Genomic DNA, 24,970 nt, shown 5'->3' on the forward strand with positions numbered 1-24,970 from the left:
GGTCTGGAAAACTGTTTCAAAATCGTCTTGAAACCAGTTTTCTACGAAAAATGGTATTTCAGACCATAGAATGGCGGATAATGCCGATTATTCGTGTGGCGTGGCGGTCAGGCTCAGGGCAATGCGCTGTTCGGGGAGGGGGAAGCGCTGCACGATCCGCAGGGTGAGCGCAGGTCTTGCCGCCGCCAGCGCTTCGTTCAGGGCGGCCTGACACTGGCTGAAAGTTTGGCCTTCCCGGATCATGGCGGCGACGTGCCGGGTATGGTCAAGGGTCAGGCCATGATCGGCAAGAGCCAGTGAAATGGCGGAGAGAGCAGCCTGACATTCATCCGACAGCCGGCCGGGACGTTCCCCGTCCGGGCTGAATCCGCTGAAATCAGTGCAGGTGACTTCGTCTCCATGTACGGTGACGCTTTGGTGTGGGGAGGATGCGCCCATAGTGGTTCGTAGTCCTGGTCCATGCCAGAGGTCCGTCATGCCCCTGTCCGACCCAAGGTCTTAGTCCGCTCCCGTGGAGGTCGCAATCCGTCATGTCCGTCCTGTCCGCTCCGCCTGGGGGTTCGGTCCATGCGTCCTGTGTGGCGTGGAACGGGGAAGGTGTCCTGATTTCCGGTCCTTCGGGTTCGGGGAAATCCGAACTGGCACTGCGGTTGATGGATGCGGGGTTTGACCTCGTGGCGGATGACCGGGTGGTGCTGGATGGCACTATTGCTTCGGCCCCTGAACGGCTTGCCGGACTGATCGAAGTCCGGGGGGTCGGGATTCTCCGGACACCTTTTGTCATAAATGCGAGGGTCCGTTTGCGGGTCTGTCTGGGGGAGGGGCAGCCCCGCCTGCCCGAGCCGTGCCGGGACCCCTGGACGGGAGCAGTCATGCTGCGCCTGGAGCCCGGTTTTCCGGGAACGGTGGCGCGGATCAGGGCGGCGGTGAAGGCCTGCTGCGGGACTTATGAATGGGTGGTTGGGGCAGGGGGCGACGTTGCAAAAACGTGAAGGTGCGAAATAGTTCCGCACAAAAAGAAAAACGGCTAGAGTGTGGCACATGGCATCGGCGAACCATCCCGAGTCTGGCTCTTTATCCGAATATGGTCATGGTTCCCGCCGGATCCTGATCGTAACGGGTCTGTCCGGAGCGGGAAAATCATCCATATTGCGGGTTCTGGAAGATCTGGGACATGAGGTCGTGGATAACCCACCCCTGAACCTGATCCAGGCGCTCGCCTCACGGGCCGGGCAGAATCTGGCCATCGGAATCGACGTCCGCAGTCGTGGGTTTGAAGCGTCCCGCGTGCTGGAAGAGCTCGAACGCCTGCGGCTTCTGCCGGACTGCTCGGTCCAGCTTCTTTACGCCACTGCCGAGCCCGAAATCCTTCTGCGTCGCTTCACCGCCACGCGCCGCCGCCATCCACTGGTCACCAGCGGCACCATTCTTCCCGGAATCGAACAGGAAACCGCCCTTCTGGCGCCACTGCGGGCCAATGCGGATCTGGTCATCGACACGTCCGACCTGCCTTCTCCCGAACTGCGCCAGCTGATCGAGACGCGCTTTGGCAGCACAGGCGGGGAAGGGCTGACGGTTGCGCTGATGTCCTTTGCCTATCCGTCAGGTCTGCCGCGCGAGGCGGACATGGTTTTTGATGCACGTTTCCTGCGCAATCCCCATTATGATCCGGCCCTTCAGCCCATGACCGGGCTGGACGAGGCGGTGGTGCAGTACGTGAAGTCGGACCCGGCTTATTCCGCGTTTTTCGGCCATATCCAGAGCCTGCTGGAGCTTGTGCTTCCCCGTTTCGTGGCGGAAGGCAAGAAATATGCGACCATTGCCATCGGATGCAGCGGCGGCCGTCACCGCTCGGTGACGATCGTGGAAGAACTGGCCCGCATCCTCCCGAAAACTATGCCGGTCGGACCGATGATGGTCCTGCACCGTGAACTTGCCCGCAAGGGTCTGGCGTCCTGGCGCTGGGCCGTACCTCCTCAGGATTCCTCACAGGACAGAACGGTATGATCGGACTGATGCTGGTAACGCATGGACGTCTTGGCGATGTCCTGCTGGAAACGCTGATCCATGTCGTGGGGCCGCAGGCACAGGTGGGTGTGGTCGGTGTGGCGGATGATGATGATCCCGCCATGCTGCGCCCGGCGGCCGAACGCCTGCTTCATCGGCTCGATACCGGCGAGGGCGTGCTTCTGCTGACGGACATCTTCGGCAGTTCGCCATCCAATCTGGCGCTGTCTCTGCGGGAGCCGGGACATGTCGAGGTCGTCTCGGGCGTGAATGTGCCGATGCTGGTCAAGCTGGCGAAAACGCGGCGGGATCTGGATCTTGCAGGCTGCGTGGAAAAGGCCACAATGGCGGGGCGGAAGTACATCGCCGTAGCGTCGCAGCTTCCCGATCCCTGCCTCCATGGAGGGCCGCGTGCCTGTACGCTGCCTGTTCATTGAATTGAGTTCACTGAATGAGCGATACGACCCTTTCTTCCGCGACCGTTGCGCCCCGCACCGTCTCCATCGTCAATCATCTGGGCCTACACGCCCGGCCCGCCGCCAAGATCGTCACCACAGCCGAGCGTTTTGACGCGGAGACCACGATCGCTCATGGTTCCAATGTCGTCTCCGCCCTGTCGATCATGGGACTGATGATGCTGGGCGCCGGTGAGGGCCAGACCGTCATGCTCCGTGCCCATGGCCCACAGGCCGCTGAAGCGTTGGATGCTCTGGAAGCCCTGATTGCAGACGGGTTCGGTGAGCGTGACTGAACCGTCCTTAAGACCGTCCCGAAGCCGCTCTCCCCGCTCCTCCCGTCGCAGCACACGTTCCGGAGTTTTCCTCCAGGGCAAGGCCATTACGCCCGGTCTGGGGCTTGGACCGGCAGGCCGGGTCGAGGAACTGCCCCTTCCCGATATCACCGAACGCTACAGCGCCATCGGGCCGGAAGCGGAAAATGTCCGTCTGGACGAGGCCATTGCCCGGGCTTTCCATCAGATCGAGAAAATGCGGGACCGGCTGGTCGGGCTGCCGGAAGAAGGACGCGAGGAAATTGCGTCCCTTCTGACGGTCTATGAACGGATGCTCGGCCCCTCGCGGCTGGTCCGGCAGGTCCGTGGTCGCATTGCGGATGAGGGGCTGTGTGCCGAAGCTGCCGTTTCGGAGGTTACGCAGGAACTGGCACTGCAGGTCTCGCGCATGGCGCAGGCTGTGGCGCGCGAAAACAACACACAGGAAGCCGACGCCAATCTGCGTCTGGCAGGCGAGTTCGAGGAAATCGGCCGCCGTCTGGTGCGGAACCTCACTGGCATTTCCTACCGGGCATTTTCAAGTCTGCCGCCGGGCTCGGTTCTGGTCGCCGAGCAGCTTCGCCCGGCTGATATCGCCATGATTGACCCGGCCCGGGTCGCGGCCGTGGTCACGCAGGGTGGGGGCGGTGCGGATCACACCGCGATCCTGCTGCGCGCGCTCGACATTCCCGCCATCCTCGCCGTGCCGAATCTCATGGCGCAGGTGCAGGAAGGCGAGATGGTGGTCGTGGATGGGCATCTGGGCACCGTCACGCTTTCCCCCAACGAAACCGAACTGCGTCTGGCGACGGAAGCGGCACAGCGGGAAGTCAAGGAAAAGCGGGCTTTCGGACGGCTCAAACGTCTGCCGGCCCAGCTTCAGAGCGGCGAGGACATCGAACTTTCAGCCAATCTGGAACTGCCGGCAGAACTGCCGATGCTGATGCGAAATGGCGCCAAAGGCATCGGTCTGCTGCGCAGTGAATTCCTGTTTGGCGAACGCGAGGATCTTCCGGACGAAGACGGTCAGACCGAGGCTTATCGCGCCATCGTGCAGGCCATGGACGGGCGGCCGGTTACGATCCGCGTTCTGGACTGGGGGGGCGAAAAGGGCCGTGCCTGCATGCGCAGGCTCGGGCTGGCGGAGCAGGTTGCGGATGGGGACAATCCCGCGCTGGGTCTGCGGGGAGTGCGGCTTCTGCTTCGGGTGCCGGACGTGCTGGAAACGCAGTTCGCCGCCATCCTGCGGGCGGCCGCGCCTGAAGAGGGTGTCGCAATCGGTCCAGTGAGGGTGCTCCTGCCCATGGTGACGTCTTCGGACGAGATCGTGGATGCGCGGGAGATCTATGACCGGGTCGCACGGCGCCTGAAGCGCAAGGGGCATCAGCTTCCCGATCCGCTGCCGCCACTGGGGATCATGGTCGAGACGCCAGCTGCCGCACTGACCGTCGATACGCTGGCCAAGCATGCCGATTTCATGGCGCTCGGCACCAATGACCTGACGATGTACACGCTCGCCGTGGATCGCGCGGATTCCATGGTGGCGGACCGCTACAGCCCGCTTCATCCCGGTGTCCTGCGCCTGATTGAGGCGGCGGCGGATTCGGCGCTGCGGGCGCGTCGCCCGATTTCGGTCTGCGGAGAAATGGCGTCCGATCCGCGTGTGGTAGGGCTGCTGATCGGTTTGGGCCTGCGCTCTTTTTCCATGAACTCCGCCTCCCTGCCTCGCGTGAAACGGCTGATCCGTACTCTCACGCTTGAAGACTGCGACCAGCTGCGCCGACAGGTCATGCTGGAAAACGACCCACTCGTGATCCGTGATCTGGTGCGGCAGTTCGCAACCTGACGTCGTTTGCTCGCGCTCTCTCGGCAAAGCGCGATCGGGATGCCATATTGAGCGTCATGCCGGATTCTGCTGCCATTGCTGACGCCCTGACCTTTTCGCCCGAGGTCACCCAACGCCTCGACCGCACAGCCGAATGGTGCCAGCGCAACGGGCAGCGCCTGACGGAGACGCGGCGGCAGGTGCTGGGCCTGATCCTGTCCAGCGAGAAGCCGTCCGGGGCCTATGACCTTCTGGCCAGACTGCGCCCCGCCCATCCGAAAGCGGCGCCCCCCACGGTTTACCGGGCGCTGGATTTCCTGCTGGAGCACAGTCTGATCCACCGTCTGGAGAGGCTGAGCGCCTTTGTCGGCTGCTCCCATGCAGTGGAATGTCCGCATGGCTGCAATCACCATGACGAAGGCGGAATGCACCGCGCGCAGTTCCTGATCTGCCGCGGCTGCGACCGGGCCTGGGAGCTGGAGCAGGAGGCTATTGCGCCAGTTCTGACGCGTGCCGCCCAGAGCATGGGGTTCCGCGCCGAAGCCGCCACCGTGGAAATCGAAGGCCTGTGCGCGGACTGCCAGAAGGCGGGTGTCACGCCAGCGCGCCGCCCGAAAACTGCAGCGGGCTGAGACGGATGGGTCGCCGCCGTTCTCCGTCGTCGGCGTCCCTGTTCGAGAACCTGCCGAAATCCCGTCGCGAACGTTCGGAGACCGCTCCCGCCCGCAGGCCTGTGGCCCCGCCGGAACAGCCGGACCTGCTCGGCTGGGTGCCTCCGCTGACGCATCTTCCAGCTGCGGATGTCGAGGCCTCTTTCCTGAGCCCTGTCGGGTTTCGTCTGCCCGCAGGCGAGGCGTTTGTCTATCATCTGACGGACGCCGACACGGCCCGAAGTTTCGTGGAAGCCGGTCTGCCACTAACGGAGGAACTCATGTTCCGCACGGCTGCGCATCTCGCGGAAGATCTGGCGCATGTTTCAACTGTCGATGACATGGGCGTGGTGCGCGTCCGCCGCCGCCTGATCCAGCCTTGGCTCACGGAGGATCGCCAGGACGGTCGTCCGTGCTATGTGCTCGGCCCGGAACCGTCATGACAGACACCACGAGAAACAGGGGAACAATCAAATGGCAGCACAGTCGGGCCTTCTGGCCGAGGTCACGCGCGGCGGACGGGTGGAATCCCATCATCTGGGCCGGGCTGTTGTGGTGGATGCCGATGGCGGCGTGGTCTGGTCCTGCGGCGACGTGGACGCTGAGGTCTTTCCGCGCTCGACCGTCAAATCCCTGCTGGCCATCGAACTGGTGGCAAGTGGTGCAGCCGACCGTCTGGGTCTGAGCAATGACGCGCTGGCGCTCGCCTGCGCGTCGCATGGCGGCGAAAAGGCCCATGCCGAAATGGCCGCCACGATGCTGGCTTCCGTGGGCCGGGATGTCGGGTCTCTGGAATGTGGAACGCACTGGCCGACCTACGAACCCGCGGGCCGTGCTCTGGCCGCCGCGCATCAGGAAGCCTGCCCGCTGCACAACAACTGCTCGGGCAAACATGCCGGCATGGTGTGCCTGTCCTGCGATCAGGGCATCGATCCGACCGGCTATATCGATCCGTCTCACGAGATCCAGCGCCGCGTGACGGATGTGCTGGCCGCGATGATGGATACGCCGCATGACGACAGCAATCGCGGTATGGATGGCTGCTCCATGCCGACCTATGCCGTGCCGCTGAAAGCGCTGGCGAAAGGTTTTGCAAGATTTGGTGCGGGAACCGGTCTGTCCGAAGGACGTTTCCGTGCGGCTACACGACTTCGTGAGGCCGTGGCGGCCAATCCGTTCATGGTCGCCGGGACGGGACGCTACGACACGAAGATCATGGACCGTTTCGGGCCAAGGGCTTTTGTGAAGATGGGGGCGGAGGGCGTGATGATCGCTTCCTTGCCCGAACTGGGCCTCGGTCTGGCCATCAAGACAGATGACGGCGCCAACCGTGCCGCAGAGGTCGCGATGTCCGCACTGATGCGTCGTTTTGGCGGTGAAACCCTATGCAGGGATGAGGCAGACCGGGAGATTCTGGATACGACATCCACCCAGATCCTGCGGAACTGGAACGGGTTCACGGTGGGTGAAATCCGCTCTGCCCTCCCGCGATAAGCGGATTTGTGTTATAGGTTACGGATATGACAGCCGGTTGACAGATTGATGTCATTTTATGACTGAGTGAAAGGAACGCACCACAATATGAATGATCAGGTCGGGACAAACGGGACCACTTCGCCTCAGGATGACGCCACGCCATCCATTTTCGACGCAACACGCTTCAAGATCATCGCGATCGGCGTAATTGCCGCCCTGGCGGGCCTCATGTCCGGACTTGATATTGGTGTTGTGGCAGGCGCGCTGGATCTTTTCGGCAAGGAATATCACGCGTCCACCGTCGCGCTGGAATGGGTTGTCAGTTCCATGATGGCCGGTGCGGCGGCAGGCGCGCTGAGTGCAGGCTGGATGTCCAAGGCACTTGGCCGCAAACATTCCCTGATTGTGGGTGGCGCGATTTTCGTGATCGGCACGATCGGCTGTGCGATGAGCTGGTCGGTTGCCTCCATGATTTCCTTCCGGGTGGTCATGGGAATTGCGGTCGGTATTTCTGCCTTCACGGCACCGCTCTACCTGTCCGAAATCGCCAGCGAGGATGCGCGCGGGGCGATGGTCTCGACCTATCAGCTCATGGTGACGGTCGGCATTTTCATCGCGTTCCTGTCCGACACGTATTTCTCCTATAGCGGTAACTGGCGCTGGATGTTCGGCGTCGCCGGTATTCCGGCCGTTCTGTTCCTGATCGGCGTCTTCTTCCTGCCCTACAGTCCGCGCTGGCTGATGACGCAGGGACGGCACAAGGAGGCCCGGCAGATCCTGCTGGACCTGCGGAATGACCCGCTGGAGGCCGCCAAGGAAATCCGCGCCATCCGCGAACAGCTGGAGACGAAACAGGAAGGCTTCAAACTCTTCCTGAGCAATTCCAATTTCCGCCGCTCCGTTGCTCTGGGCGTGATGCTGCAGATGATGCAGCAGCTCGCGGGCATCAACATCGTCATGTATTACGCGCCCAACATTCTCGCAGCCGCGCATTTCGATGAGCAGTCCCAGATGTGGTGCACGGCGATCATCGGTCTGGTGAACATGCTCGCGACTTTCGTGGCGCTGGGCTTGGTCGATCGCTGGGGCCGCAAGCCGATCCTCTATGCCGGCTTTACGGTCATGGCGCTCGGCATGGGCGTTCTGGCCATGCTGCTCCAGACCGGCATGACCACGCAGTCTTCCCAGATCGCGGCTGTCTTCCTGCTCATGATCTTCTGCGCTGGCTTTGCCATGTCGGCCGGTCCGCTGATGTGGGTCCTGTGTTCCGAAATCCAGCCGCTGGCCGGACGTGATTTCGGGATCGCCATCTCGACCTTCACCAACTGGATGACGAATCTTCTGGTGGGTGTGAGTTTCCTGACGCTCATGCAGACTTTTGGGACGGCGGGCACGTTCTGGCTCTTCGCCGGACTGAACGCGCTGTTCCTGCTGCTGACGATCCTGTTTGTCCCCGAGACCCGGGGTATGTCTCTGGCCGTCATCGAAAAACGGCTCATGCAGGGTGTGAAACTCCGCAAACTGGGCCGTTAGAGTTCTCCGGGCATCACCATCGAGTGACCATGCGCCCGGCCTTCTGGTCGGGCGTTTTCAATGTAAACCTTCATCAAGGAAACGCGCTTGAGCGAATTTTCCAGATCCTCCCATGACCTCAGCCGCAATGTGAGCAGGGGCGGCGTCCTGCTCGTCTATGCGCTTTATATCGCCCGCTTCTTTACGGGGATCAGTCTTCTGGCAGGTGTGATCCTTGCCTATATTCTGCGCAGATCGAGCGTTGGAATGGAGCGGGCGCATCTGAATTGGCTGGTGCGTCTGTTCTGGTATGACGTAGCCTTCATCATCGGGACGGCAGCGCTGTTCCTGGCCTGCTTCGTGACCGAGCCTCCCGGAAGCTCCGGCCCTGGGCAGCTTCTTTTTCTGCTGCCGATCGGGATTTTTGTCCTGTGGAATATTGTTATGCTGGTCTCTCTGGTTCTGGGATTGCGCGGTTTTCTGGCTGGACGCGGTCCGCTGCCGGAGCGCTTCCGGGTGCTGGCGGAATGAAAGCTGCTCGCGAACTGGCGTAATCCGCCATTTCCAGATGTCTCAGATCGGTCATCAACGCCAGAATCTAAGAAAAACAGGTTCTGGCACGGTTCATGCATCAAGGTTGCTGTCGAGTTTTTCTCAGAGGAGTCTTCCCTCATGTATGCATCCTACGCCCCTTATGAACCTGCCCGGCGTTATGGTCGCGGTGATGATGCCGAAGCCGGGCGCGATCTGGTCCTGCTGATTTATGTCCTGTACATCGCCGGCTTCTTTACGGGTGTAACCGCCCTGATCGGCGTCATCATCGCACATAGAAGCCGCCGTTTCGCCACGGGGCTGAAGCGTGCGCAACTGGACTGGCAGGTGCGGATGTTCTGGTACGGCCTGTTCGCCCTGATTGTCATCGGGATGATCCATCTCATGGTCACGGGACTGGGTGCCATCACGGGCGGTCTGGGGCTGGTGTTCATGGTGGTGCCGTGGGGGCTGACCCTGACCTGGGGCATTCTCACGGCCTGGGCGATCGCGCGCGGCGTTCATGCAGCGCTCCTCAATCGCCCCGTTGTCTCTGCACAGTTCTGAAGCCGGAAAGCCCCCTTTCCATGACCCGTTTCACGCTCTCTCTTCCCGTCCTCGCCCTCGGGACCGCACTGGCTTTTCCGGTCTGTGCCGCGCCGCTGAGCCAGTCCTCCATTTCGGACGATATTTCCCAGTCCACCCTGCCCGAAGGCGGCAAGTTCTCTACTGTCAGCGGAGATGTCACCGTCGGGACGTCGGACGGCCCCCTGTCCGTCCGGACAGTCAGCGGTGACATCCATGTCACGCAGTCCCACGGCCTGCTCGATGTTCATACGGTCAGCGGTACGCTGGATGTGGATCACGCTGCCGGAGCCGTCGAGGTCCGCAGCGCGAGTGGAAACGTCACGCTGGACCACGCGGACGGCGCCGTCTCCATCCGCACCATGAGCGGCGAGAGCACTCTCGATCATGCCGGCCGGGATATCATGATCCGCAGTATCAGCGGGGACATGACCCTGATGCTCGACGCTGCGTCCCAGATGCGTACGATCGATATCGGCACGGTCAGTGGCGACATGACGGTTCACCTGCCACACGGTTTTGGCGGAACATTCGACATTCGCCTGAAACAGCGCCGTGCCGACAAGGCTCTGCCGTTGGAACAGTCCCTGGGGCTGACAGTGCAGACCGGGAACTGGGAAAAAGAGTCCGCGGGATCAGAAGAGGTCCGGACGGTTACGGCGAGTGGCAGGGTTGGCGATGGCCGGGATCATGTCGTGATCCGCAGCGTGGTCGGAACCCTGAAGCTCGTTCAGGACTGAACGGCGCTTTCACATCCCATCGCTCGCAGTGTCTCCGCCATGAACTCCGGCGGGGGCGCCTGTGCGCTGAGCGTGTCGGACGGCAGGCTCAGTTCCAGACTGCGGGCCAGAAGATGCAGCCCCGGCAGGGCTGAGCCGTTCGGGGCAGGGGTTCCATAGACCGGATCGCCAAGGATCGGCGTGCCCAGTTCCGCGCAATGGATGCGCGCCTGATGTGTCCGCCCGGTGAGCAGTTCCAGTTCCATCCAGCACAGACCTTCGGCACGCCCCAGAACCCGCCAGCGCGTGCGGGCTTCGTCGCCCTTCGCATCAACGACCATCCGCCAGCCCGAGGCGTCAGACTGACGCAGAAGCGGCGCGTCGATCTCGCCGCTGTCCTGCGGAAGATCGCCCACCACGACGGCCCAGTACAGCTTGCGGACCTGCCGCTCCTGAAACGCCTTCTGCGCCTCGATCAGCGCCGTCTTGCGCCGTGCGACCAGCAGACAGCCGGACGTATCGGCATCCAGCCGATGTGCCAGCCACGGCCCCCCGCGCGGATGCGGGAGCAGTCGCGTTTCAACGGAATCCTGCGTGGAGGGGCCGGGATGAACGGCCAGTCCGGCCGGTTTGTCCAGAATCAGGAAGCGGGGTGTTTCCAGCAGGACGGGAATGTCCATGCCGGGGTGAAATGGTGTGCGCGGCCCGTCCGGGGCAGGGGAGGCGGCCTGTTGTGGCAGGCGCCTTGGTTTATGTGCGTTGCGCGCGGCTTTTGCGCGCCGGATCCGGTCTTTCCGGTCAGTCTTCATGCTCTTCCTTGCGGCGGATGAGAATCTCGCGTTTGCCCACATGGTTGGCAGCGCCGATGATGCCTTCCTTTTCCATCTGGTCGATCAGCTTGGCCGCGCGGTTATAGCCGATGGAAAGATGGCGCTGGATGAAGCTGGTGGAGGCGCGGCCTTCGCGCATGACGATGTCCACCGCCTGATCGAACAGGCTGCCTTCCCCGTCACCGCCCGAGCCGGACCCTGCCGTCAGGCCGCCTGCGCTGTCATCGTCCTGTCCCGAGACCACGTCGTCGTTATAGATCGGGTCGCCCTTGGAGCGCAGATCTGCAACGACCGCTTCGACTTCATCGTCGGCCACAAACGGGCCATGGACACGCGTGATGCGTCCACCACCCTGCATGAAGAGCATGTCACCCTGACCGAGAAGCTGCTCCGCACCCTGTTCCTGAAGAATGGTGCGGCTATCGAACTTGCTGATGACCTGGAAGGAAATACGGGTCGGGAAGTTGGCCTTGATCGTGCCGGTGATGACGTCAACGGAAGGCCGCTGCGTCGCCATGATGACGTGAATGCCGGCCGCACGGGCCTTCTGGGCCAGACGCTGCACGGCCGTCTCGATTTCTTTGCCCGCGACCATCATCAGATCGGCCATTTCGTCGATGACAACAACGATATAGGGCAGGTTTTCCGTCGCGACCTGCTGTTCGTCGAACACCGGACGGCCCGTCTCAGGATCGAACCCGGTCTGCACCCGCTTGGTGACCATCTCGCCCGTGGCGCGAAGCTGGTTTACGCGTTCGTTGTAGCCGTTGATGTTGCGGACCTGAAGCTGTGCCATCAGACGATAGCGGCGGTCCATTTCCTGCACGGTCCATTTCAGCGCACTGACGGCCTTGGTCGGTTCCGTGACGACCGGGGTCAGGAGATGCGGGATACCATCATAGATCGACAGTTCGAGGATCTTGGGATCGATCATGATCAGGCGGCATTCTTCCGGGCTGAGCCGGTAGAGCAGCGACAGGATCATGGCGTTCACGCCGACCGACTTGCCCGAACCCGTCGTACCCGCGACGAGCAGATGCGGCATCTTGGCCAGATCGGTATAGACCGGCACACCGGCAATATCTTTGCCGAGCGCGATCTGGAGGCGTCCGGTGCCGTTCAGCCATTCCGGTGTGCGCAGCAGTTCGGAGAAATAGACCGTTTCGCGCTTGGCGTTCGGGACCTCGATGCCGATCACGTTACGACCGGGCACGGTCGCGATACGCACGCTCAGGACAGAGAGCGAGCGTGCAATGTCGTCGGCCAGTCCGATCACCCGGGACGACCGGATGCCCGGCGCAGGCTCCAGTTCGTACAGCGTGACAACCGGACCGGCATGGATGTCACCGATTGTACCCTGCACGCCATAATCGGCCAGAACGCTTTCCAGCAGACGGGCATTGGACTGCAGGGTTTCCTGCGACGGACCCGTTACGGCATGAGGCGGCGGCGGGTTCAGCAGGGCGAGGGAGGGCAGTTCCCAACCGGTCGCCACGGCATTGCGCGGCGCGGCAGGGCGTGCGGGGACCGGCTCGGGCGGACGTTCCGCACGGCGCATTCCGAACAGGCCACGCTTCTGCGGCTCGGGCTCGGACGGTGTATCGATACTGCTCTGCGGCAGATCCTCGTCCATTTCGTCATCCATCTGGCGACGCAGCGCAGGCGGCGGCGTTTCACGCTGGCGCGCAATCTGCGCCAGACGCTCGGCATAGGGATTGGACGGTGCGTCTTCTTCCTGCGGCGCTGCGGCCTGACGGGCACGGTCAGCCGCAGCTTCCGTCTTGCTGGTCTGACGTTCGGCGGCCGGTTTGCCGTAGGGATCGTCCTGCGTTTCCATCGGCGGCTGCATCCAGCCGGTATTCTGCGGCACGAAAGGTGCGGGACGGGATCGCGGATCGCTCTTGCCGAAGCTGCGGCGCAGGAAGGACAGCGGGGCGGCATCAGCTGCCGGAGCACCACCGGCAGGGCTTGGCTGGAACTCGTACATCCGCGGGTCCGGAGCAGGGCGGTCGGAGGTCTGCGGACCATTCATGCGCTTTGCGATGGCGAAGGGCTGGCGGCCCAGCAGCATGAGCGTCTGGCCGAGTGCACGCCATTCGCGGGCTTCAAGACCCATGGCCAGCGGCAGCAGAAGCCCCATCAGCAACAGGACCAGAATGACGGCAATGGCGTTTCCGGCGGCGCCGGCTTCGGCATGAGCTGCAGCCAGAAGACGTTGTGCGCAGGATACGCCCATTTCTCCACCCAGGCCGCTGGCGGTCGGCCAGGCGACCTGAAGGCCGGGAACGAGAAGCTGGAGCGTGCCAATAAACGTGGCGCTGGCGGGCAGGAGGGCGAGGGCGGCCACGATCCGCAGGATCGGCAGGCTCATGCCGTGATGACGGACCATGCGCCAGGCCCAGGCGAGCAGGATGACGATCGGCATGCCGCTGCCAAGGCCGAGCCACTGGATCAGCCCGTCGGAAATGGTCGCGCCCGTGCGGCCCAGCAGGTTCGTCGGCTGCGTTCCGGTCGAGGTGTTGAAGGACGGATCGTGCGGATTGAAGCTCCACAGGGCGATCCCGACCGCCACGGCGAAGAGCAGCAGGACAAGCCCGAGCAGTTCCATGCAGCGTGCGCGCAGGGCACTGCGCAGTTTTGGTGTCATGTGCCGGTCATGCGCGTCGCGGACGATGTTGCGCACTGTACTGGTCGATCGGCTGAACGCGGCCAAGTCTCGTCACCCCGTCGGTTTTCTGGATTAGCGGCTTGTAAAATTCACTCTGAACTATAGCCGACAGGGTACTGAATACAGAGGGAAAATTAAGGAAAAGTGGAGGAATGCCTCCAGATCGTCACCTTCGCGGCCCCGAACCGACGCTCGCAGAGGATTTCTGGCGTCAATGTGGGCATAAAGTGTTCGGAAGGTGGCACGATTGGCGTGAATTCTTCCGTGGCCCCTGTCTCGGCCACAATCAGCGCGCCTTCCGCCAGCCAACCGGTCCGCGCCAGCGCCCGCAGACCCGACTCGACCAGACCTTTGCCATAGGGCGGGTCCAGAAAAACCAGCGTGTAGGGTTCCGTGGCCTTGGGCGGATGCGTGACGCTGCAACTCAGGACGCGGGAGCGGTCCCGGACCTTGCAGATGTCCAGATTGGCGCGCAGGGCCGCCAGCGCGTTCCGGTCGCGCTCGATGAACGCGGCTTTCTGTGCCCCGCGCGACAGGGCTTCAAGCCCCAGTGCGCCGGTTCCGGCATAGCAGTCCAGCACGAAGGCCTGTTCCAGCTCGTCCTGCCCGTACCAGGGCGCGTGGGCGAGCATATCGAAAATCGCCTGTCGCGTGCGGTCCGATGTAGGGCGCGTGCTGGTTCCGGACGGCGCGGTCAGGGCGCGGCCCTTGTTGTCTCCTCCAACAATCCGCATGGATCAGCGCGTCCGGTGGCGCTTCGGCGTGGGAAGATCCGGCACCTGTTCACGTAGCGTCTTGCCCGGCACTTCCTCAAGTTCACGCGCCTTGAGCGAGCCAAGCTGGAACGGGCCATAGGACAGGCGGATCAGGCGGCTGACATGCAGGTTCAGGCCTTCCATGACGCGGCGGATCTCACGGTTCTTGCCTTCGCGCAGGCTGACCGTCAGCCAGGAATTGTCGCCCTTCGTGGAGTCCAGCGCGGCCTCGATGGAGCCGTAGCGCACGCCTTCATATTCAAAACCGTCGATCAGCGAGGCCAGACGCTTCTCGTCCACAACGCCAAAGACGCGCACGCGGTAACGGCGGACCCAGGAATTGCCCGGAAGCTCAAGGCGGCGGGCCAGTTCGCCGTCATTGGTCAGCAGCAGAAGACCTTCGGAATTGATGTCCAGACGCCCGACGCTGATGACGCGCGGCATGCCCTCGGGCAGCGTGTCGAATACGGTCTGGCGGCCCTGCGGGTCCTTGTGCGTCGTCATCAGGCCATCGGGCTTGTGATACCGCCACAGCCGCGTGCGCTCGGGGGAGTCCACAGGCTTGCCGTCCACCAGCACGATGTCGCCCGGCTGCACGAAGGTCGCCGGATGCGTGACGATCTGTCCGCCCAGCTTGATGCGGCCATCCTCGATCATGCGTTCGATATCGCGGCGGCTGGCCACGCCGGCGCGGGCCAGCGCCTTGGCGATGCGCTCGCCTTTCGGGCCGGAGGTTTCCATGTCGGGGGCGGTGTTTTCGGTATTGTCGTCGGTCATCGTGCAGTCTCCACAAGCGCCGCATACAGGCGACGGTCGCCGGGGTCGAGGGAGAATTCGGGATGCCACTGCACGCCGATGGCAAAACCGGGGCCTTCAAGCTCGATGGCCTCGATCGTTCCATCCGGCGCGCGGGCGCAGATTCTGGCCGCTCCGGGGGCGCGCACGGCCTGATGATGCGAGGAGTTCACCGCCATGCGGTCCGCTCCCACGATCTGCGCGAGTTTCGTGCCGGGAACGATTTCGACGTCATGTCCCGGTTCGTGGCGCGGGTTGGGCTGTTCGTGTTGCAACTCTTCCGGCAGGTGCTGGATCAGCGTGCCGCCGGCTTCCACGGCCAGAAGCTGCATGCCGCCGCAGATGCCCAGAACCGGCTTGCCCTGCGCCAGTGCCGCCCGGAGCAGGGCAAGTTCGGCGGCCGTCCGGGTCGGGCGGGGGCTGGTCATCGGGTGTGACGGCTCACCATACAGCGCCGGATCGACGTCGAATGCGCCGCCTGTGACGATCAGTCCGTCTAGCCGCGCCATCAGGGCTTCGGCATTGCAGTCATAGCCCAGACAGACCGGCATCCCGCCCGCATCGCTCACGGCCGTCAGATAGTTTTCCCGCAGCGCATGGAACGGATAGCGCGAGAACTGCCCCGGTCCGCCGGGTTCATGATCTAGCGTCAGACCGATCAGCGGGGCACGATGTGAAGGGGATGGACGGGGAAGGGTCATGCGCCGCATCATCGCATCATGATTCAGGGTGAGACAAGGATTCAGACGGATATCGGCCCGGCCATGCAGACCGCGTTGCAGGCCGCGCGCGAGGCGGCATCGTGCGGGGAAGTACCGGTGGGCGCGGTCGTGCTCGGCCCCGACGGAAGCGTTCTGGCCATTGCACGCAATCATGTGGAAAGCGCGCATGATGCCTCCGCCCATGCCGAACTTCTGGCCATGCGCGAGGCGGCCGCGCGTCTGAAAAGCCCGCGCCTGACGGACTGCACCTTGGTCGTGACGCTGGAGCCGTGCCCGATGTGCGCAGCCGCGATTGTACATTTCCGGATCGGGCGGGTCGTGTTCGGGGCCTATGATCCCAAGGGTGGCGGCGTGGAACATGGGCCGCGTATTTTCGAGCGTCCGTCCTGTCTGCACCGCCCGGAAGTGATCGGCGGCGTGTGCGAGCGGGAGGCGTCGGAGATGCTGAAAGCGTTTTTCCGCAGGCTGCGCATTCCAGCCGGAACCCGTGTTTCAGAGGGCTGAATTCACAGTCCGTCATGAACTTACGGATGTTTCACACGCCGGTCAGCTTGCGGAACGGGAACGGGGTCCATAGTTCAACGCTATAGCCATGATGTTTTCGTAACCAGTCGGGATTGACATGACCTCACGTTTTCGCGCGTCCCTCTCCGCCCTCGCTGCCACCACGATGCTGGTTTCGGCGCCGTTCGCTTTCGCGGACACGCCCTCGGCCGCCCCCCAGGCCGGTGCTACGACAGCCGCCAGCGGAGCCATCAAGCCGCAGACGGGCGTTCAGACGCTTCCCAATTTCGTCAATCTCGTCAAACAGGTGAAGCCTGCCGTCGTCTCCATCACGTCCCACATCAAGGCGGATGTGGCCGATGAAGAGGAAAACGGCCCGGGCGGTGGCGGCGGACAGGGCGGCGGCATGCCGTTCCCGTTCCCCTTTCCGTTCCAGATGATGCCGCAGCAGCAGCCTAACCGCACGGTCGAGGCCCGCGGCTCGGGATTCATCATCTCGTCTGACGGCTATGTCGTGACCAACAACCACGTCGTGAACGGCGCGACCAAGGTGACGGTCACCCTCGATGACGGCACCACGCTGCCCGCCAAGATCATCGGTCGCGACCCCAAGACGGACGTGGCGCTGCTGCGCGTCAAGCCGACCGGCAAGCTGCCGTTCATTGAGCTTGGCGATTCCGATGAAGTCCAGCCGGGCGAGTGGGTTATTGCCGTGGGCAACCCTTATGGTCTGGGCGGTACGGTGACGGCGGGTATCGTTTCCGCGCTGGGCCGTGACCTGCATTCGGGCGCCTATAACGACTTCATTCAGGTCGATGCGCCGATCAATCACGGCAACTCGGGTGGTCCGCTGTTCACGCAGGACGGCAAGGTCGTGGGCATCAACTCCATGATCATCTCGCCGAACGGCGGTGGCTCGATCGGTATCGGCTTTGCGATCCCGTCCGACACGGTCAGATCCGTCGTGAGCCAGCTTGAAAAGACCGGTCATGTCACGCGCGGCTATCTGGGTATCGAAGGTCAGGACATCTCGCCCACCATGGCGCAGGCCCTGAACCTTCAGTCCCCGGAACCAGGTGCTCCGCCGCGTGGCACGCTGGTGGCCTCGGTCTCCAAGGGTAGCCCGGCCGAGAAGGCTGGTATCAAGAGCGGCGACGTCGTGACCACGCTGAACGGCAAGCCGATCAAGAACGGTCATGATCTCGCGGTGAAGGTCGTTTCCATCGCGCCGGGCACGCCCGCGACGCTCGGGCTGCTGCGTGACAGCAAGCCGATGACGGTGAACTTCACGGTCGGCAACCTGTCCGCCCAGGATCACGCCTCGGGCGATGCTACCGACAGCGCACAGTCCGGTGCGGGCAAGCTGGGCGTGTCCCTGGCCTCGCTGACACCGCGGGCACGTCAGGAGCTGGGTCTTGATGACAGCGTGCAGGGTGCAGTTGTGGCCGATGTCGTGCAGGGTTCCCCGGCCGATCAGTCCGGTATCCGCCCGGGCGACATCATCGTGGCCGTCGGCAATCACGTCACGCCGTCGCCCAAGGCCGTTGTGGCGCAGGTGCATGAGGCGCTGGGTCGCAAGCAGCCGCCGCTTCTGCGGATTCTGCGTGACGGACAGCAGCTTTTCGTTGCTGTCTCTCCGAACGGCTCTGACGACGACAGCTCCGACGACGCCCAGTAAGTCAGGCGTTCAGGCTGGATAAGTCCTGAAAGGCGGGAAGGGTCAGACCTTCCCGCCTTTTTTATGTCTGTGCCCGGCGGCTGCCAGACAGAAGCTCAGGCCTTCGATTTGCCGATGCGGTCGTAAAAGAACCAGACGCCAAGGATCTGTGACAGCAGGATGGTCGCGTTGCAGACCGCCGTGGACAGGCACGCTCCGGCCAGTCCGAAATGCCGGGTCAGGACGTAGAGCGCAGGGAAATAGACCGCCATGACGGCCGTACGGCTCTTCATGAGAAATTTCACATGCCCGACCACGATCAGCAGCGGCTCCAGCGGGATGACCAGCAGGCTGAACACCGCCGCCAGTAGCATGATGGAAATATAGAGCGACGTGTGATGCACATGGACGTGCAGCAGGAAGCGGAAGATCGTCGAGCCGAAAAATGCTGACAGCAGCAGAAGCGCGAGGGACAGCGCACTCAGGACGCCGAACATCTTCCACGTCACGCGCTTGAGGCCGCGCCAGTCCTGCCGGTCCCGCATCCGGACCAGTTCGGGATAGAGCACGGGCGAAATGAGCTGCGCGGGGGTCACGATCCCGTCCGCAATCTGGCGGCAGACGCGGAAGACGGCCGCTTCGGCCGGTCCGAGCCCGTTACCGACCAGCAGGGTCGCCACATGCCCCGAAATGTTGCCCAGCGTCTGGTTGACGCTGGCGGCGCGTGTGAACTGCCACATGCCCGGAAGCTGCCAGCGCCAGTGCCGGAACGCCCGGAAATACCGGAACTGGAATTTCCGGCGCAGGATATCCAACGCGTAATGGATGTAGAATCCGTAATCGATGATGATCGTCATCGCCCAGATGAACAGGAAGTATCCGAGCTTCAGGTGCAGGACATAGCCTATGATGACGCCGAGCGTCTTGGCGAGGGCCGCACAGCTGTCGATGATCGGGACGAGATGGAATTTCCCCGCCATCCTGAGGATGCCGTTCGCCCAGCCGGAATACATCAGCGGGCTGACGAACATGTACAGGTCGGCCAGAAACCGCACATGCGCGGACCAGTGCGCGGTGTGTCCGTAGATCTGCACGCCCACCAGCCCGAACACGATGGCACAGGCCGCCGAGATCGTGTCGAGGCGGATGCAGAAATGGATCACCCGGTGCAGGAGATCCGTATCACCATTGCCGAAGCTCTCACTGCCGAAACGGATCAGTGTCTGCCAGGACTGCATCCGCGACAGGACCGAACTGGTCGAGGCCAGCGAATGGATCAGGAACAGCAGCCCGAAATCGGACAGGCCCAGCGCCCGGACGGCCAGCGCAATATAGATGAAACTGCACAGCGCATTGGCGATGCGGCCCAGGGTGAGAACACTGACATTTTTGAAAATGGATCTGAAAACGGAGCGTTCGCCGGACATGTGGGCCTTACTGACCACAAAGCCCCCGTACTGTCCATGCCGGTAGCGGAATGTCGCGCCCGAGGAAGGTCCTTGACAGGGTGAGGGCAGGAACTATGAAGAATTTGTTACACATATCGCTGCCAGGATTTCTGCAGATGGAGATCTCGCGGCGATCCGTCTTCTCCTGAAGGCCCTTATTCGGAAAAGCACAGGCTCAAAGCCCGTTTTTCAGGCAGGACGCAGCAGATCAGTCATGAAAATCGCCTTCATTTATATTGCCGAGCCTTACCAGTGCTACCACACGGCTTCTGTTGCCAGCGCACTGGCCGCGCTTCCGGGTCATGAGGTGGTGGAGTATTACAGCTTCCCTGAAACGGTGGATCATCTGCGGCGCATCCGTCAGGCTCTGGACGTTCCCGACCTGCCGCTGAAAGCCTTTCCGAAATCTCTGAAAGCCCGCCTTCTGAAGCGCGCAAGGCGGCTCGATCAGGAACGGCTTGTGGTGCTGCGGGAGAATATTGCCGAGCTGAACCAGTATGATGCTGTCGTGGCGACGGAATATACCGGTGGTGTGCTCAGGGAGATGGGACTGTCCGGCCCAAAGCTCATTCTGCTCATGCATGGCGCCGGGGACCGCTACGTCAATGACGAGCATCTCGTGCGCGAGTTCGATCTGACGCTTGTTCCCGGTCCCAAGATCGCGAGCTATTTTCAGGACAAAGGACTGCTACAGCCGGAAACCACACGGATTGTCGGCTATCCGAAGTTCGATGTGTTCGAGGCCGTACAGCGGGAAAAGACGGTCTCGTTCGCAAATGGGCGCCCGTTTGCGCTGTATAATCCGCATTATCAGCGCAAACTGACCTCAGCCTCAGGCTGGATGACGCCACTAATCCGGGGCTTCAAGGCCCAGAATGATTACAATCTGGTTGTGGCACCGCATATCAAGACTTTCCACAGGGGCTTCGGCATCCGCGAACGCCAGCTCAAACGCCAGCGCAGTCCGGAAGTGATGGTCGATACGGGGTCGTCCGCCATGCTGGACATGACCTACACGTCCCAGGCCGCGCTCTATATCGGTGATGTCAGCAGTCAGGTTTACGAGTTTCTGGCCATCCCGCGTCCCTGCGTCTTTCTGAACCCGCGAAAGCTCCCCTGGCAGGATGATCCGTATTTCCTGCACTGGATGCTCGGGGAGGTGGTGGAGGATCTTGATGATCTCATGCCCGCCATCGCCCGCGCAAAGGAGCGTCACACGGTCTATCGGCCCGCACAGGAAAAACTGTTTCGCGAGACCTTTGGCGAGCCCCTGCTCGGAGCGTCGCAGCGGGCCGCCGATGCCATCGCGCAGTTCATGGTCGCGGCCTGAGCGCCCTCAACATTCGGGGAAATTGACTGCCAGACCGCCGAGAGACGTTTCCTTATAGCGGTGGTTCATGTCGCGGCCCGTCTCGGCCATCGTGCGAATGACCTGATCGAGCGAGACGTGATGCGCTCCATCCCCATGCATGGCGAGGGAGGCCGCATTGATGGCCTTGATCGCGCCGAAGGCATTGCGCTCGATACACGGGATCTGCACCAGCCCCGCCACCGGGTCGCAGGTCATGCCCAGATGATGCTCCATTCCGATCTCGGCCGCGTTCTCCACCTGAAGTGGCGTGGCGTCCAAAGCCCCTGCCAGCCCGGCTGCAGCCATCGAAGACGCCACCCCGACTTCGCCCTGACACCCGACTTCCGCGCCTGAAATTGACGCATTGAGTTTGAACAGCCCGCCAATGGCCGCGGCAGTCAGCAGGAACCGGCGCTGCCCGTCGAGCGAATATTCGGGACAGAACTCGCGGTAATAGCGCAGCACGGCCGGAATCACGCCCGCCGCCCCGTTGGTGGGGGCCGTCACGACGCGCCCACCGGCGGCGTTTTCCTCGTTCACGGCAATGGCGAACAGGCTGATCCAGTCCATGATCCCGTGCGCGGAGGGCTGGTTGCTACGGCGCTGTTCCTGAAGCCGTTCATACAGTGCCGCCGCCCGCCGGCGCACGTTCAGCCGACCCGGCAACGTGCCCGAACGGTGCAGCCCGGCCTCCACGCAGTCCATCATCACGGCCACGATCTGGTCCAGATATGCTTCGACCTCGGCACGCGGCCGCAGCACGCTCTCATTGGCCAGAACCACACCCGCAATATCGAGTCCTGTTTCCTGCGTGCGGGTCAGGAGTTCCGCGCCGCTGGTGAAGTCATACGGCATGTCGGGCTGGGCATAGGTCGCGGTTTCGGTCGCCTGTTCGGGAACGATGAACCCGCCACCCACCGAACAGAACCGCGCACAGGCCAGCAGGCGGTCTTCGGCATCGAACGCCTCGAACTGGAGCGTGTTGGGATGAACCGGTGGGATGGTCGTCGTGTCGAGAACGATGTCAGTTTCCGGATCAAACGGCATGGGATGACCGTTGAATGGAATCAGATGTCTGTCGGTGACGGACTGCACGATGCTGTCCGCAAGTGCTGGGTCCATCGTGTCGGGCTTTTCTCCCGCCAGCCCGAGAATGACGGCCCGGTCCGTCGCATGTCCGCGCGCGGTCCAGGCCAGCGAGCCGTACAGCGTAACGCGAAGACGGGCCACATCCGGCATATGAAGCAGGCTGTCCGCGAACCGGGCCGCCGCACGCATGGGGCCAACGGTATGCGAGGAGGACGGCCCGATCCCGATCTTGAACAGGTCAAAGAGGCTGATCATTCAGGCGGCAATCTCTGCCAGCAGCGCCTCGACGTCCTCTTCACGGGTATAGAAGCTTGTCACAAGGCGGATCAGCGTGCCGGACACACCCTCGGGCGTCGGCCAGCGATAGAAAGCGTAGCCTGCGGCTTCCAACTCTGCGACAAGGCGATCGGGCAGGATGACGAACACTTCGTTGCCTTGCGTCTCGAACGGAAGCTGGGCCCCGGCGTGACGGCGCAGGCTTTCGACAATGCGCTGCGCCATGGCGTTGGCATGGGCGCTGTTCTTGAGCCACAGATCGTTTTCCAGCAGTGCCAGAAGCTGTGCGCTCAGGAACCGCGCCTTGGACCACAGATGGCCGCTGCGCTTGATGCGCCGCTCGAAATCCTTCAGCGCCGGGCGCGTGCGGTCATTGACGAAGAACACAACTGCTTCCGCCGCCATCGCCCCGCATTTCGTCCCGCCGAAAGACAGGACATCCACCCCGGTTTTCCATGTCGCTTCCGCTGGTGTGCAGCCCAGATGCGCGATGGCATTGCTCAGCCGCGAGCCATCCAGATGGACGGGAATGTCGTGTTCATGGGCGATACTGCACAGCGCCGCCAGATCCTTCAGGGCATAGACCGTGCCCCATTCGGTGGCCTGCGTCAGGGACAGCGCTTGGATGGGCGGCTTGAGAATCCCGCCCTGCGCATTGGCGCGCAGACCCGTCCGCAGGGCCTCAGGGATCATCCGGCCATCAGCGGAGGGGAGGGTGACGAGCTTGGCGCCATGCATGAAAAATTCAGGCGCACCGCCCTCGTCATTGCTAATATGCGCGCTCTGGTCACATAGGACGGCGCCATAAGGGGCCACGAGCGCGGAGAGTGCAAGACTGTTGGCTGCCGTCCCCGTCATGATCGGGAAAACCCTGACCTCTGCTCCGAAAACTTCGCTGAAGCGTGCGTTCAGCGTCTGGCTCATTGCATCGTCGCCATAGGAGCCAACGCAGCCCTCATTGGCGCGCATCATGGCGTCCATAACGGCGGGGCATGCGGGGGAAACATTGTCACTGGCGAAGTTCTTGCGTATTTCGTCGGTCACGAGACCATCCTCAATTCCTGCGACCGTTAAGGCCTGTCCGCAAGCGTAACTGAAACGCCTGCCTGTTGTCATCCGGAGAGCCCATGAACACGTTGTCCCCCGAGAAGTCTTCCGATCCGGCATCCAAGATCATTGACGGCAAGGGTATCGCCCGCGCCCTGACCGATCAGGTGGGCCGCGAAGTGGCAAAATTCGTTGAGCAGGGCAATACCATTCCCGGTCTGGCCGTCGTTCTGGTGGGTAACGATCCGGCGTCTGAAGTCTATGTGAAGAACAAGGCGATCCAGACCCATCGCGTGGGCATGCGTTCCTTCATGCACATGCTCCCGCAGAGCACGTCGCAGGACGAACTGCTGGACCTGATCACCCAGCTCAACGCCAATCCGAAAATCCACGGCATTCTGGTGCAGCTGCCGCTCCCGGCGCAAATCGATCCGGTTGTGGTGACGAACGCCATTGCGCCGCATAAGGATGTCGACGGTCTGGGTGAGGTCAATGCCGGCCGCCTGTCGCTCGGAATCGACGGAATCGTGCCCTGTACGCCGCTGGGCTGTCTGATGCTGCTCAAATCCGTCCATGAGGACATGACCGGCAAGCATGCCGTGGTGATCGGCGCATCCAACCTTGTGGGCAAGCCGATGGCGCAGCTTCTGCTCAAGGAGAACTGCACGGTCACGGTCGCGCATATCCATACGCGCAACACGAAGGAACTGGCCCGGGAAGCGGATATTCTGGTCGTGGCGACGGGCAAAAGCGGCTTGGTCCGCGGCGACTGGATCAAGCCGGGAGCCACCGTGATCGATGTTGGCATCACCCGTATTCCGGCCGAGAACGGCAAGACCCGTCTGGTCGGTGACGTGGCGTTCGATGAGGCGTTCCCGATCGCTGGTCACATCACGCCGGTTCCGGGCGGTGTGGGCCCCATGACCATTGCCTGTCTGCTGCACAACACGCTTCAGGCCGCCCGTGCGACGCAGGCCGTCGCGGAAGCATCTTCATGACCCGCGTTTCGGTCGAACTGGTTCCGCGCTCCGCAGAAGCTTTGCTGAGGGATGTGCAGACCGTGCGCGATGTCCTGCCGCAGGTCAGCACGCTGAATGTCCCGGATCTGATGCGCTTTGATCTGCGCAGCTATGACGCCGCCTCGCTGGTCACAAAGCAGACGCCATTCGAGGTCATCCCGCATATCCGCGCCGTCGATATTGCACCGGGCGCGCCGCTGCCGGGTGCGGACCGTCCGGAACTGACGTCCATCCTCGTCGTCGCTGGCGATCCTCCGCCAGCTGGAAGCGACTGGAAGGTCTATCCCAACACATCCGCCCAGATCATTGAGCGCTATCGCCGCGAGGCGCCGCATCTGAAGGTCTATGCGGTGTTCGACCCCTATCGTCGTGCGCCGTATCAGGAACTCGAGGACATTGCCCGCAAGCGCGATGCCGGGGCCTGCGGGTTCTTCGCGCAGCCGCTCTTCGATATTCCGATGCTCGAATACTGCATGGACTGGCTGCGGGACGACACGGTGTTCTGGGGCATTTCGCCCGTTCTGGGAGATAAATCCCGTCGCTACTGGGAGCGCGTGAACCATGTGGTCTTCCCGCGCGACTATGACGGAACGCTGGACGGCAACATCGCTTTTGCGCGCCGGATGCTGGGCGTTATCCGCGAGAAAAACGACAATGCGTATCTGATGCCGCTGAAAGTTGACCTGGCATCCTATCTGGGAGCGCTCAGCGATATTATAACGGGATAACATCGAA

26 protein-coding genes are annotated in these 24,970 nt (G+C 62.6%); 17 read left to right on the forward strand and 9 right to left on the reverse strand.

Annotated features, from left to right (window positions below):
• Positions 1–87: 87 nt before the first annotated feature.
• A complete protein-coding gene (locus GRO01_RS09130; protein ID WP_231490431.1) occupies positions 88–477 on the reverse strand; it encodes an endoribonuclease L-PSP in 390 nt (129 codons plus the stop codon).
• 53 nt (positions 478–530) lie between these two features.
• On the opposite strand from GRO01_RS09130, the gene GRO01_RS09135 reads away from it, so the two are divergent.
• The 12 genes from GRO01_RS09135 (at position 531) to GRO01_RS09190 (ending at position 10,095) form a co-directional block, all read left to right on the forward strand.
• A complete protein-coding gene (locus GRO01_RS09135; protein WP_083541422.1) occupies positions 531–992 on the forward strand; it encodes an HPr kinase/phosphorylase in 462 nt (153 codons plus the stop codon).
• Between the two features lie 49 nt (positions 993–1,041).
• Entirely contained in the window at positions 1,042–2,007 is a 966-nt protein-coding gene (rapZ, locus tag GRO01_RS09140) for an RNase adapter RapZ (protein ID WP_062511115.1), read from the forward strand.
• The gene (locus tag GRO01_RS09145) at positions 2,004–2,444 is read left to right on the forward strand and encodes a PTS sugar transporter subunit IIA (RefSeq protein ID WP_062511117.1); all 441 of its coding nucleotides are present in this window, start codon (positions 2,004–2,006) and stop codon (positions 2,442–2,444) included. The genes rapZ and GRO01_RS09145 overlap by 4 nt, the downstream gene beginning before the upstream one ends.
• Before the next feature lie 14 nt (positions 2,445–2,458).
• Entirely contained in the window at positions 2,459–2,758 is a 300-nt protein-coding gene (locus tag GRO01_RS09150; protein ID WP_062511119.1) for an HPr family phosphocarrier protein, read from the forward strand.
• A complete protein-coding gene (gene ptsP / locus GRO01_RS09155) occupies positions 2,751–4,622 on the forward strand; it encodes a phosphoenolpyruvate--protein phosphotransferase (protein ID WP_062511485.1) in 1,872 nt (623 codons plus the stop codon). The genes GRO01_RS09150 and ptsP overlap by 8 nt, the downstream gene beginning before the upstream one ends.
• Before the next feature lie 56 nt (positions 4,623–4,678).
• Complete coding sequence (locus GRO01_RS09160) at positions 4,679–5,233, forward strand: Fur family transcriptional regulator (RefSeq protein ID WP_141306959.1); 555 nt, start codon at positions 4,679–4,681, stop codon at positions 5,231–5,233.
• A gap of 5 nt (positions 5,234–5,238) precedes the next feature.
• A complete protein-coding gene (locus GRO01_RS09165) occupies positions 5,239–5,694 on the forward strand; it encodes a hypothetical protein (RefSeq protein WP_062511123.1) in 456 nt (151 codons plus the stop codon).
• Positions 5,695–5,725: 31 nt separating this feature from the next.
• Positions 5,726–6,745, forward strand: a complete 1,020-nt coding sequence (locus tag GRO01_RS09170) for an asparaginase (protein ID WP_062511125.1) — start codon at positions 5,726–5,728, stop codon at positions 6,743–6,745.
• An 87-nt stretch (positions 6,746–6,832) separates the two neighbouring features.
• Positions 6,833–8,260: a sugar porter family MFS transporter gene (locus GRO01_RS09175; RefSeq protein ID WP_141306961.1), complete on the forward strand. Its 1,428-nt coding sequence runs from the start codon at positions 6,833–6,835 to the stop codon at positions 8,258–8,260.
• Positions 8,261–8,347: 87 nt separating this feature from the next.
• Complete coding sequence (locus GRO01_RS09180) at positions 8,348–8,770, forward strand: hypothetical protein (protein WP_062511127.1); 423 nt, start codon at positions 8,348–8,350, stop codon at positions 8,768–8,770.
• A 141-nt stretch (positions 8,771–8,911) separates the two neighbouring features.
• Entirely contained in the window at positions 8,912–9,337 is a 426-nt protein-coding gene (locus GRO01_RS09185; protein ID WP_062511129.1) for a hypothetical protein, read from the forward strand.
• 20 nt (positions 9,338–9,357) lie between these two features.
• Complete coding sequence (locus GRO01_RS09190) at positions 9,358–10,095, forward strand: DUF4097 family beta strand repeat-containing protein (protein WP_062511131.1); 738 nt, start codon at positions 9,358–9,360, stop codon at positions 10,093–10,095.
• Here GRO01_RS09190 and GRO01_RS09195 read toward each other — a convergent pair.
• The 5 genes from GRO01_RS09195 to GRO01_RS09215 form a co-directional block, all read right to left on the reverse strand.
• On the reverse strand, positions 10,086–10,883 hold the full coding sequence (locus tag GRO01_RS09195; RefSeq protein WP_062511133.1) for an RluA family pseudouridine synthase: 798 nt from the start codon (positions 10,881–10,883) through the stop codon (positions 10,086–10,088). The two genes, GRO01_RS09190 and GRO01_RS09195, sit on opposite strands and share 10 nt — an antisense overlap.
• On the reverse strand, positions 10,873–13,587 hold the full coding sequence (locus GRO01_RS09200) for a DNA translocase FtsK (RefSeq protein ID WP_083541448.1): 2,715 nt from the start codon (positions 13,585–13,587) through the stop codon (positions 10,873–10,875). Before GRO01_RS09200 ends, GRO01_RS09195 begins: the two co-directional genes overlap by 11 nt.
• 119 nt (positions 13,588–13,706) lie before the next feature.
• Entirely contained in the window at positions 13,707–14,306 is a 600-nt protein-coding gene (gene rsmD / locus GRO01_RS09205; protein ID WP_062511135.1) for a 16S rRNA (guanine(966)-N(2))-methyltransferase RsmD, read from the reverse strand.
• Positions 14,307–14,309: 3 nt separating this feature from the next.
• A complete protein-coding gene (locus GRO01_RS09210) occupies positions 14,310–15,104 on the reverse strand; it encodes a pseudouridine synthase (RefSeq protein WP_062511137.1) in 795 nt (264 codons plus the stop codon).
• On the reverse strand, positions 15,101–15,835 hold the full coding sequence (locus GRO01_RS09215) for a gamma-glutamyl-gamma-aminobutyrate hydrolase family protein (protein WP_062511139.1): 735 nt from the start codon (positions 15,833–15,835) through the stop codon (positions 15,101–15,103). Before GRO01_RS09215 ends, GRO01_RS09210 begins: the two co-directional genes overlap by 4 nt.
• A 51-nt stretch (positions 15,836–15,886) precedes the next feature.
• Between GRO01_RS09215 and GRO01_RS09220 the strand changes: the two genes are divergently transcribed.
• Both GRO01_RS09220 and GRO01_RS09225 read left to right on the forward strand, forming a co-directional pair.
• Positions 15,887–16,348 carry a nucleoside deaminase gene (locus GRO01_RS09220; protein ID WP_231490436.1) on the forward strand — a complete coding sequence of 154 codons (462 nt, stop codon included), beginning with the start codon at positions 15,887–15,889 and terminating at the stop codon, positions 16,346–16,348.
• A 118-nt stretch (positions 16,349–16,466) separates the two neighbouring features.
• Entirely contained in the window at positions 16,467–18,026 is a 1,560-nt protein-coding gene (locus GRO01_RS09225; protein ID WP_062511143.1) for a Do family serine endopeptidase, read from the forward strand.
• Between the two features lie 95 nt (positions 18,027–18,121).
• On the opposite strand, the gene GRO01_RS09230 is transcribed toward GRO01_RS09225, so the two are convergent.
• Positions 18,122–19,432 carry a lipopolysaccharide biosynthesis protein gene (locus tag GRO01_RS09230; protein WP_062511145.1) on the reverse strand — a complete coding sequence of 437 codons (1,311 nt, stop codon included), beginning with the start codon at positions 19,430–19,432 and terminating at the stop codon, positions 18,122–18,124.
• A 235-nt stretch (positions 19,433–19,667) separates the two neighbouring features.
• Here GRO01_RS09230 and GRO01_RS09235 point away from each other — a divergent pair, with 235 nt between their 5' ends.
• Positions 19,668–20,783: a CDP-glycerol glycerophosphotransferase family protein gene (locus GRO01_RS09235; protein ID WP_062511147.1), complete on the forward strand. Its 1,116-nt coding sequence runs from the start codon at positions 19,668–19,670 to the stop codon at positions 20,781–20,783.
• A 6-nt stretch (positions 20,784–20,789) separates the two neighbouring features.
• Here the strand turns inward: GRO01_RS09235 and GRO01_RS09240 are convergent, their stop codons facing one another.
• Together GRO01_RS09240 and GRO01_RS09245 are read right to left on the reverse strand one after the other, a co-directional pair.
• Entirely contained in the window at positions 20,790–22,148 is a 1,359-nt protein-coding gene (locus tag GRO01_RS09240; protein ID WP_062511148.1) for an L-serine ammonia-lyase, read from the reverse strand.
• The gene (locus GRO01_RS09245) at positions 22,149–23,213 is read right to left on the reverse strand and encodes a threonine aldolase family protein (RefSeq protein ID WP_062511149.1); all 1,065 of its coding nucleotides are present in this window, start codon (positions 23,211–23,213) and stop codon (positions 22,149–22,151) included. It lies immediately after the preceding gene.
• Positions 23,214–23,296: 83 nt separating this feature from the next.
• Here GRO01_RS09245 and folD point away from each other — a divergent pair, with 83 nt between their 5' ends.
• On the forward strand, positions 23,297–24,214 hold the full coding sequence (gene folD / locus GRO01_RS09250; RefSeq protein WP_062511151.1) for a bifunctional methylenetetrahydrofolate dehydrogenase/methenyltetrahydrofolate cyclohydrolase FolD: 918 nt from the start codon (positions 23,297–23,299) through the stop codon (positions 24,212–24,214).
• Positions 24,211–24,963, forward strand: a complete 753-nt coding sequence (locus tag GRO01_RS09255) for a hypothetical protein (protein WP_062511153.1) — start codon at positions 24,211–24,213, stop codon at positions 24,961–24,963. Before folD ends, GRO01_RS09255 begins: the two co-directional genes overlap by 4 nt.
• The last annotated feature ends 7 nt before the right edge of the window (positions 24,964–24,970 follow it).

Source organism: Gluconobacter roseus NBRC 3990 (assembly GCF_006538885.1).
GTDB lineage: Bacteria > Pseudomonadota > Alphaproteobacteria > Acetobacterales > Acetobacteraceae > Gluconobacter > Gluconobacter roseus.

Excerpts from the sequence above, each read along its gene's own strand:
- rapZ (WP_062511115.1), top strand. The coding sequence starts at position 1,042 with ATGGCATCGGCGAACCATCCCGAGTCTGGCTCTTTATCCGAATATGGT.
- GRO01_RS09185 (WP_062511129.1), top strand. The coding sequence starts at position 8,912 with ATGTATGCATCCTACGCCCCTTATGAACCTGCCCGGCGTTATGGTCGC.
- GRO01_RS09225 (WP_062511143.1), top strand. The coding sequence starts at position 16,467 with ATGACCTCACGTTTTCGCGCGTCCCTCTCCGCCCTCGCTGCCACCACG.
- GRO01_RS09235 (WP_062511147.1), top strand. The coding sequence starts at position 19,668 with ATGAAAATCGCCTTCATTTATATTGCCGAGCCTTACCAGTGCTACCAC.
- GRO01_RS09240 (WP_062511148.1), bottom strand. The coding sequence starts at position 22,148 with ATGATCAGCCTCTTTGACCTGTTCAAGATCGGGATCGGGCCGTCCTCC.
- GRO01_RS09130 (WP_231490431.1), bottom strand. The coding sequence starts at position 477 with ATGACGGACCTCTGGCATGGACCAGGACTACGAACCACTATGGGCGCA.
- rsmD (WP_062511135.1), bottom strand. The coding sequence starts at position 14,306 with ATGCGGATTGTTGGAGGAGACAACAAGGGCCGCGCCCTGACCGCGCCG.
- GRO01_RS09150 (WP_062511119.1), top strand. The coding sequence starts at position 2,459 with ATGAGCGATACGACCCTTTCTTCCGCGACCGTTGCGCCCCGCACCGTC.
- GRO01_RS09135 (WP_083541422.1), top strand. The coding sequence starts at position 531 with ATGTCCGTCCTGTCCGCTCCGCCTGGGGGTTCGGTCCATGCGTCCTGT.
- GRO01_RS09165 (WP_062511123.1), top strand. The coding sequence starts at position 5,239 with ATGGGTCGCCGCCGTTCTCCGTCGTCGGCGTCCCTGTTCGAGAACCTG.
- GRO01_RS09195 (WP_062511133.1), bottom strand. The coding sequence starts at position 10,883 with ATGAAGACTGACCGGAAAGACCGGATCCGGCGCGCAAAAGCCGCGCGC.
- GRO01_RS09210 (WP_062511137.1), bottom strand. The coding sequence starts at position 15,104 with ATGACCGACGACAATACCGAAAACACCGCCCCCGACATGGAAACCTCC.
- GRO01_RS09175 (WP_141306961.1), top strand. The coding sequence starts at position 6,833 with ATGAATGATCAGGTCGGGACAAACGGGACCACTTCGCCTCAGGATGAC.
- GRO01_RS09170 (WP_062511125.1), top strand. The coding sequence starts at position 5,726 with ATGGCAGCACAGTCGGGCCTTCTGGCCGAGGTCACGCGCGGCGGACGG.
- GRO01_RS09220 (WP_231490436.1), top strand. The coding sequence starts at position 15,887 with ATGCAGACCGCGTTGCAGGCCGCGCGCGAGGCGGCATCGTGCGGGGAA.
- GRO01_RS09160 (WP_141306959.1), top strand. The coding sequence starts at position 4,679 with ATGCCGGATTCTGCTGCCATTGCTGACGCCCTGACCTTTTCGCCCGAG.
- GRO01_RS09190 (WP_062511131.1), top strand. The coding sequence starts at position 9,358 with ATGACCCGTTTCACGCTCTCTCTTCCCGTCCTCGCCCTCGGGACCGCA.
- GRO01_RS09145 (WP_062511117.1), top strand. The coding sequence starts at position 2,004 with ATGATCGGACTGATGCTGGTAACGCATGGACGTCTTGGCGATGTCCTG.
- folD (WP_062511151.1), top strand. The coding sequence starts at position 23,297 with ATGAACACGTTGTCCCCCGAGAAGTCTTCCGATCCGGCATCCAAGATC.
- GRO01_RS09215 (WP_062511139.1), bottom strand. The coding sequence starts at position 15,835 with ATGATGCGGCGCATGACCCTTCCCCGTCCATCCCCTTCACATCGTGCC.
- GRO01_RS09255 (WP_062511153.1), top strand. The coding sequence starts at position 24,211 with ATGACCCGCGTTTCGGTCGAACTGGTTCCGCGCTCCGCAGAAGCTTTG.
- GRO01_RS09230 (WP_062511145.1), bottom strand. The coding sequence starts at position 19,432 with ATGTCCGGCGAACGCTCCGTTTTCAGATCCATTTTCAAAAATGTCAGT.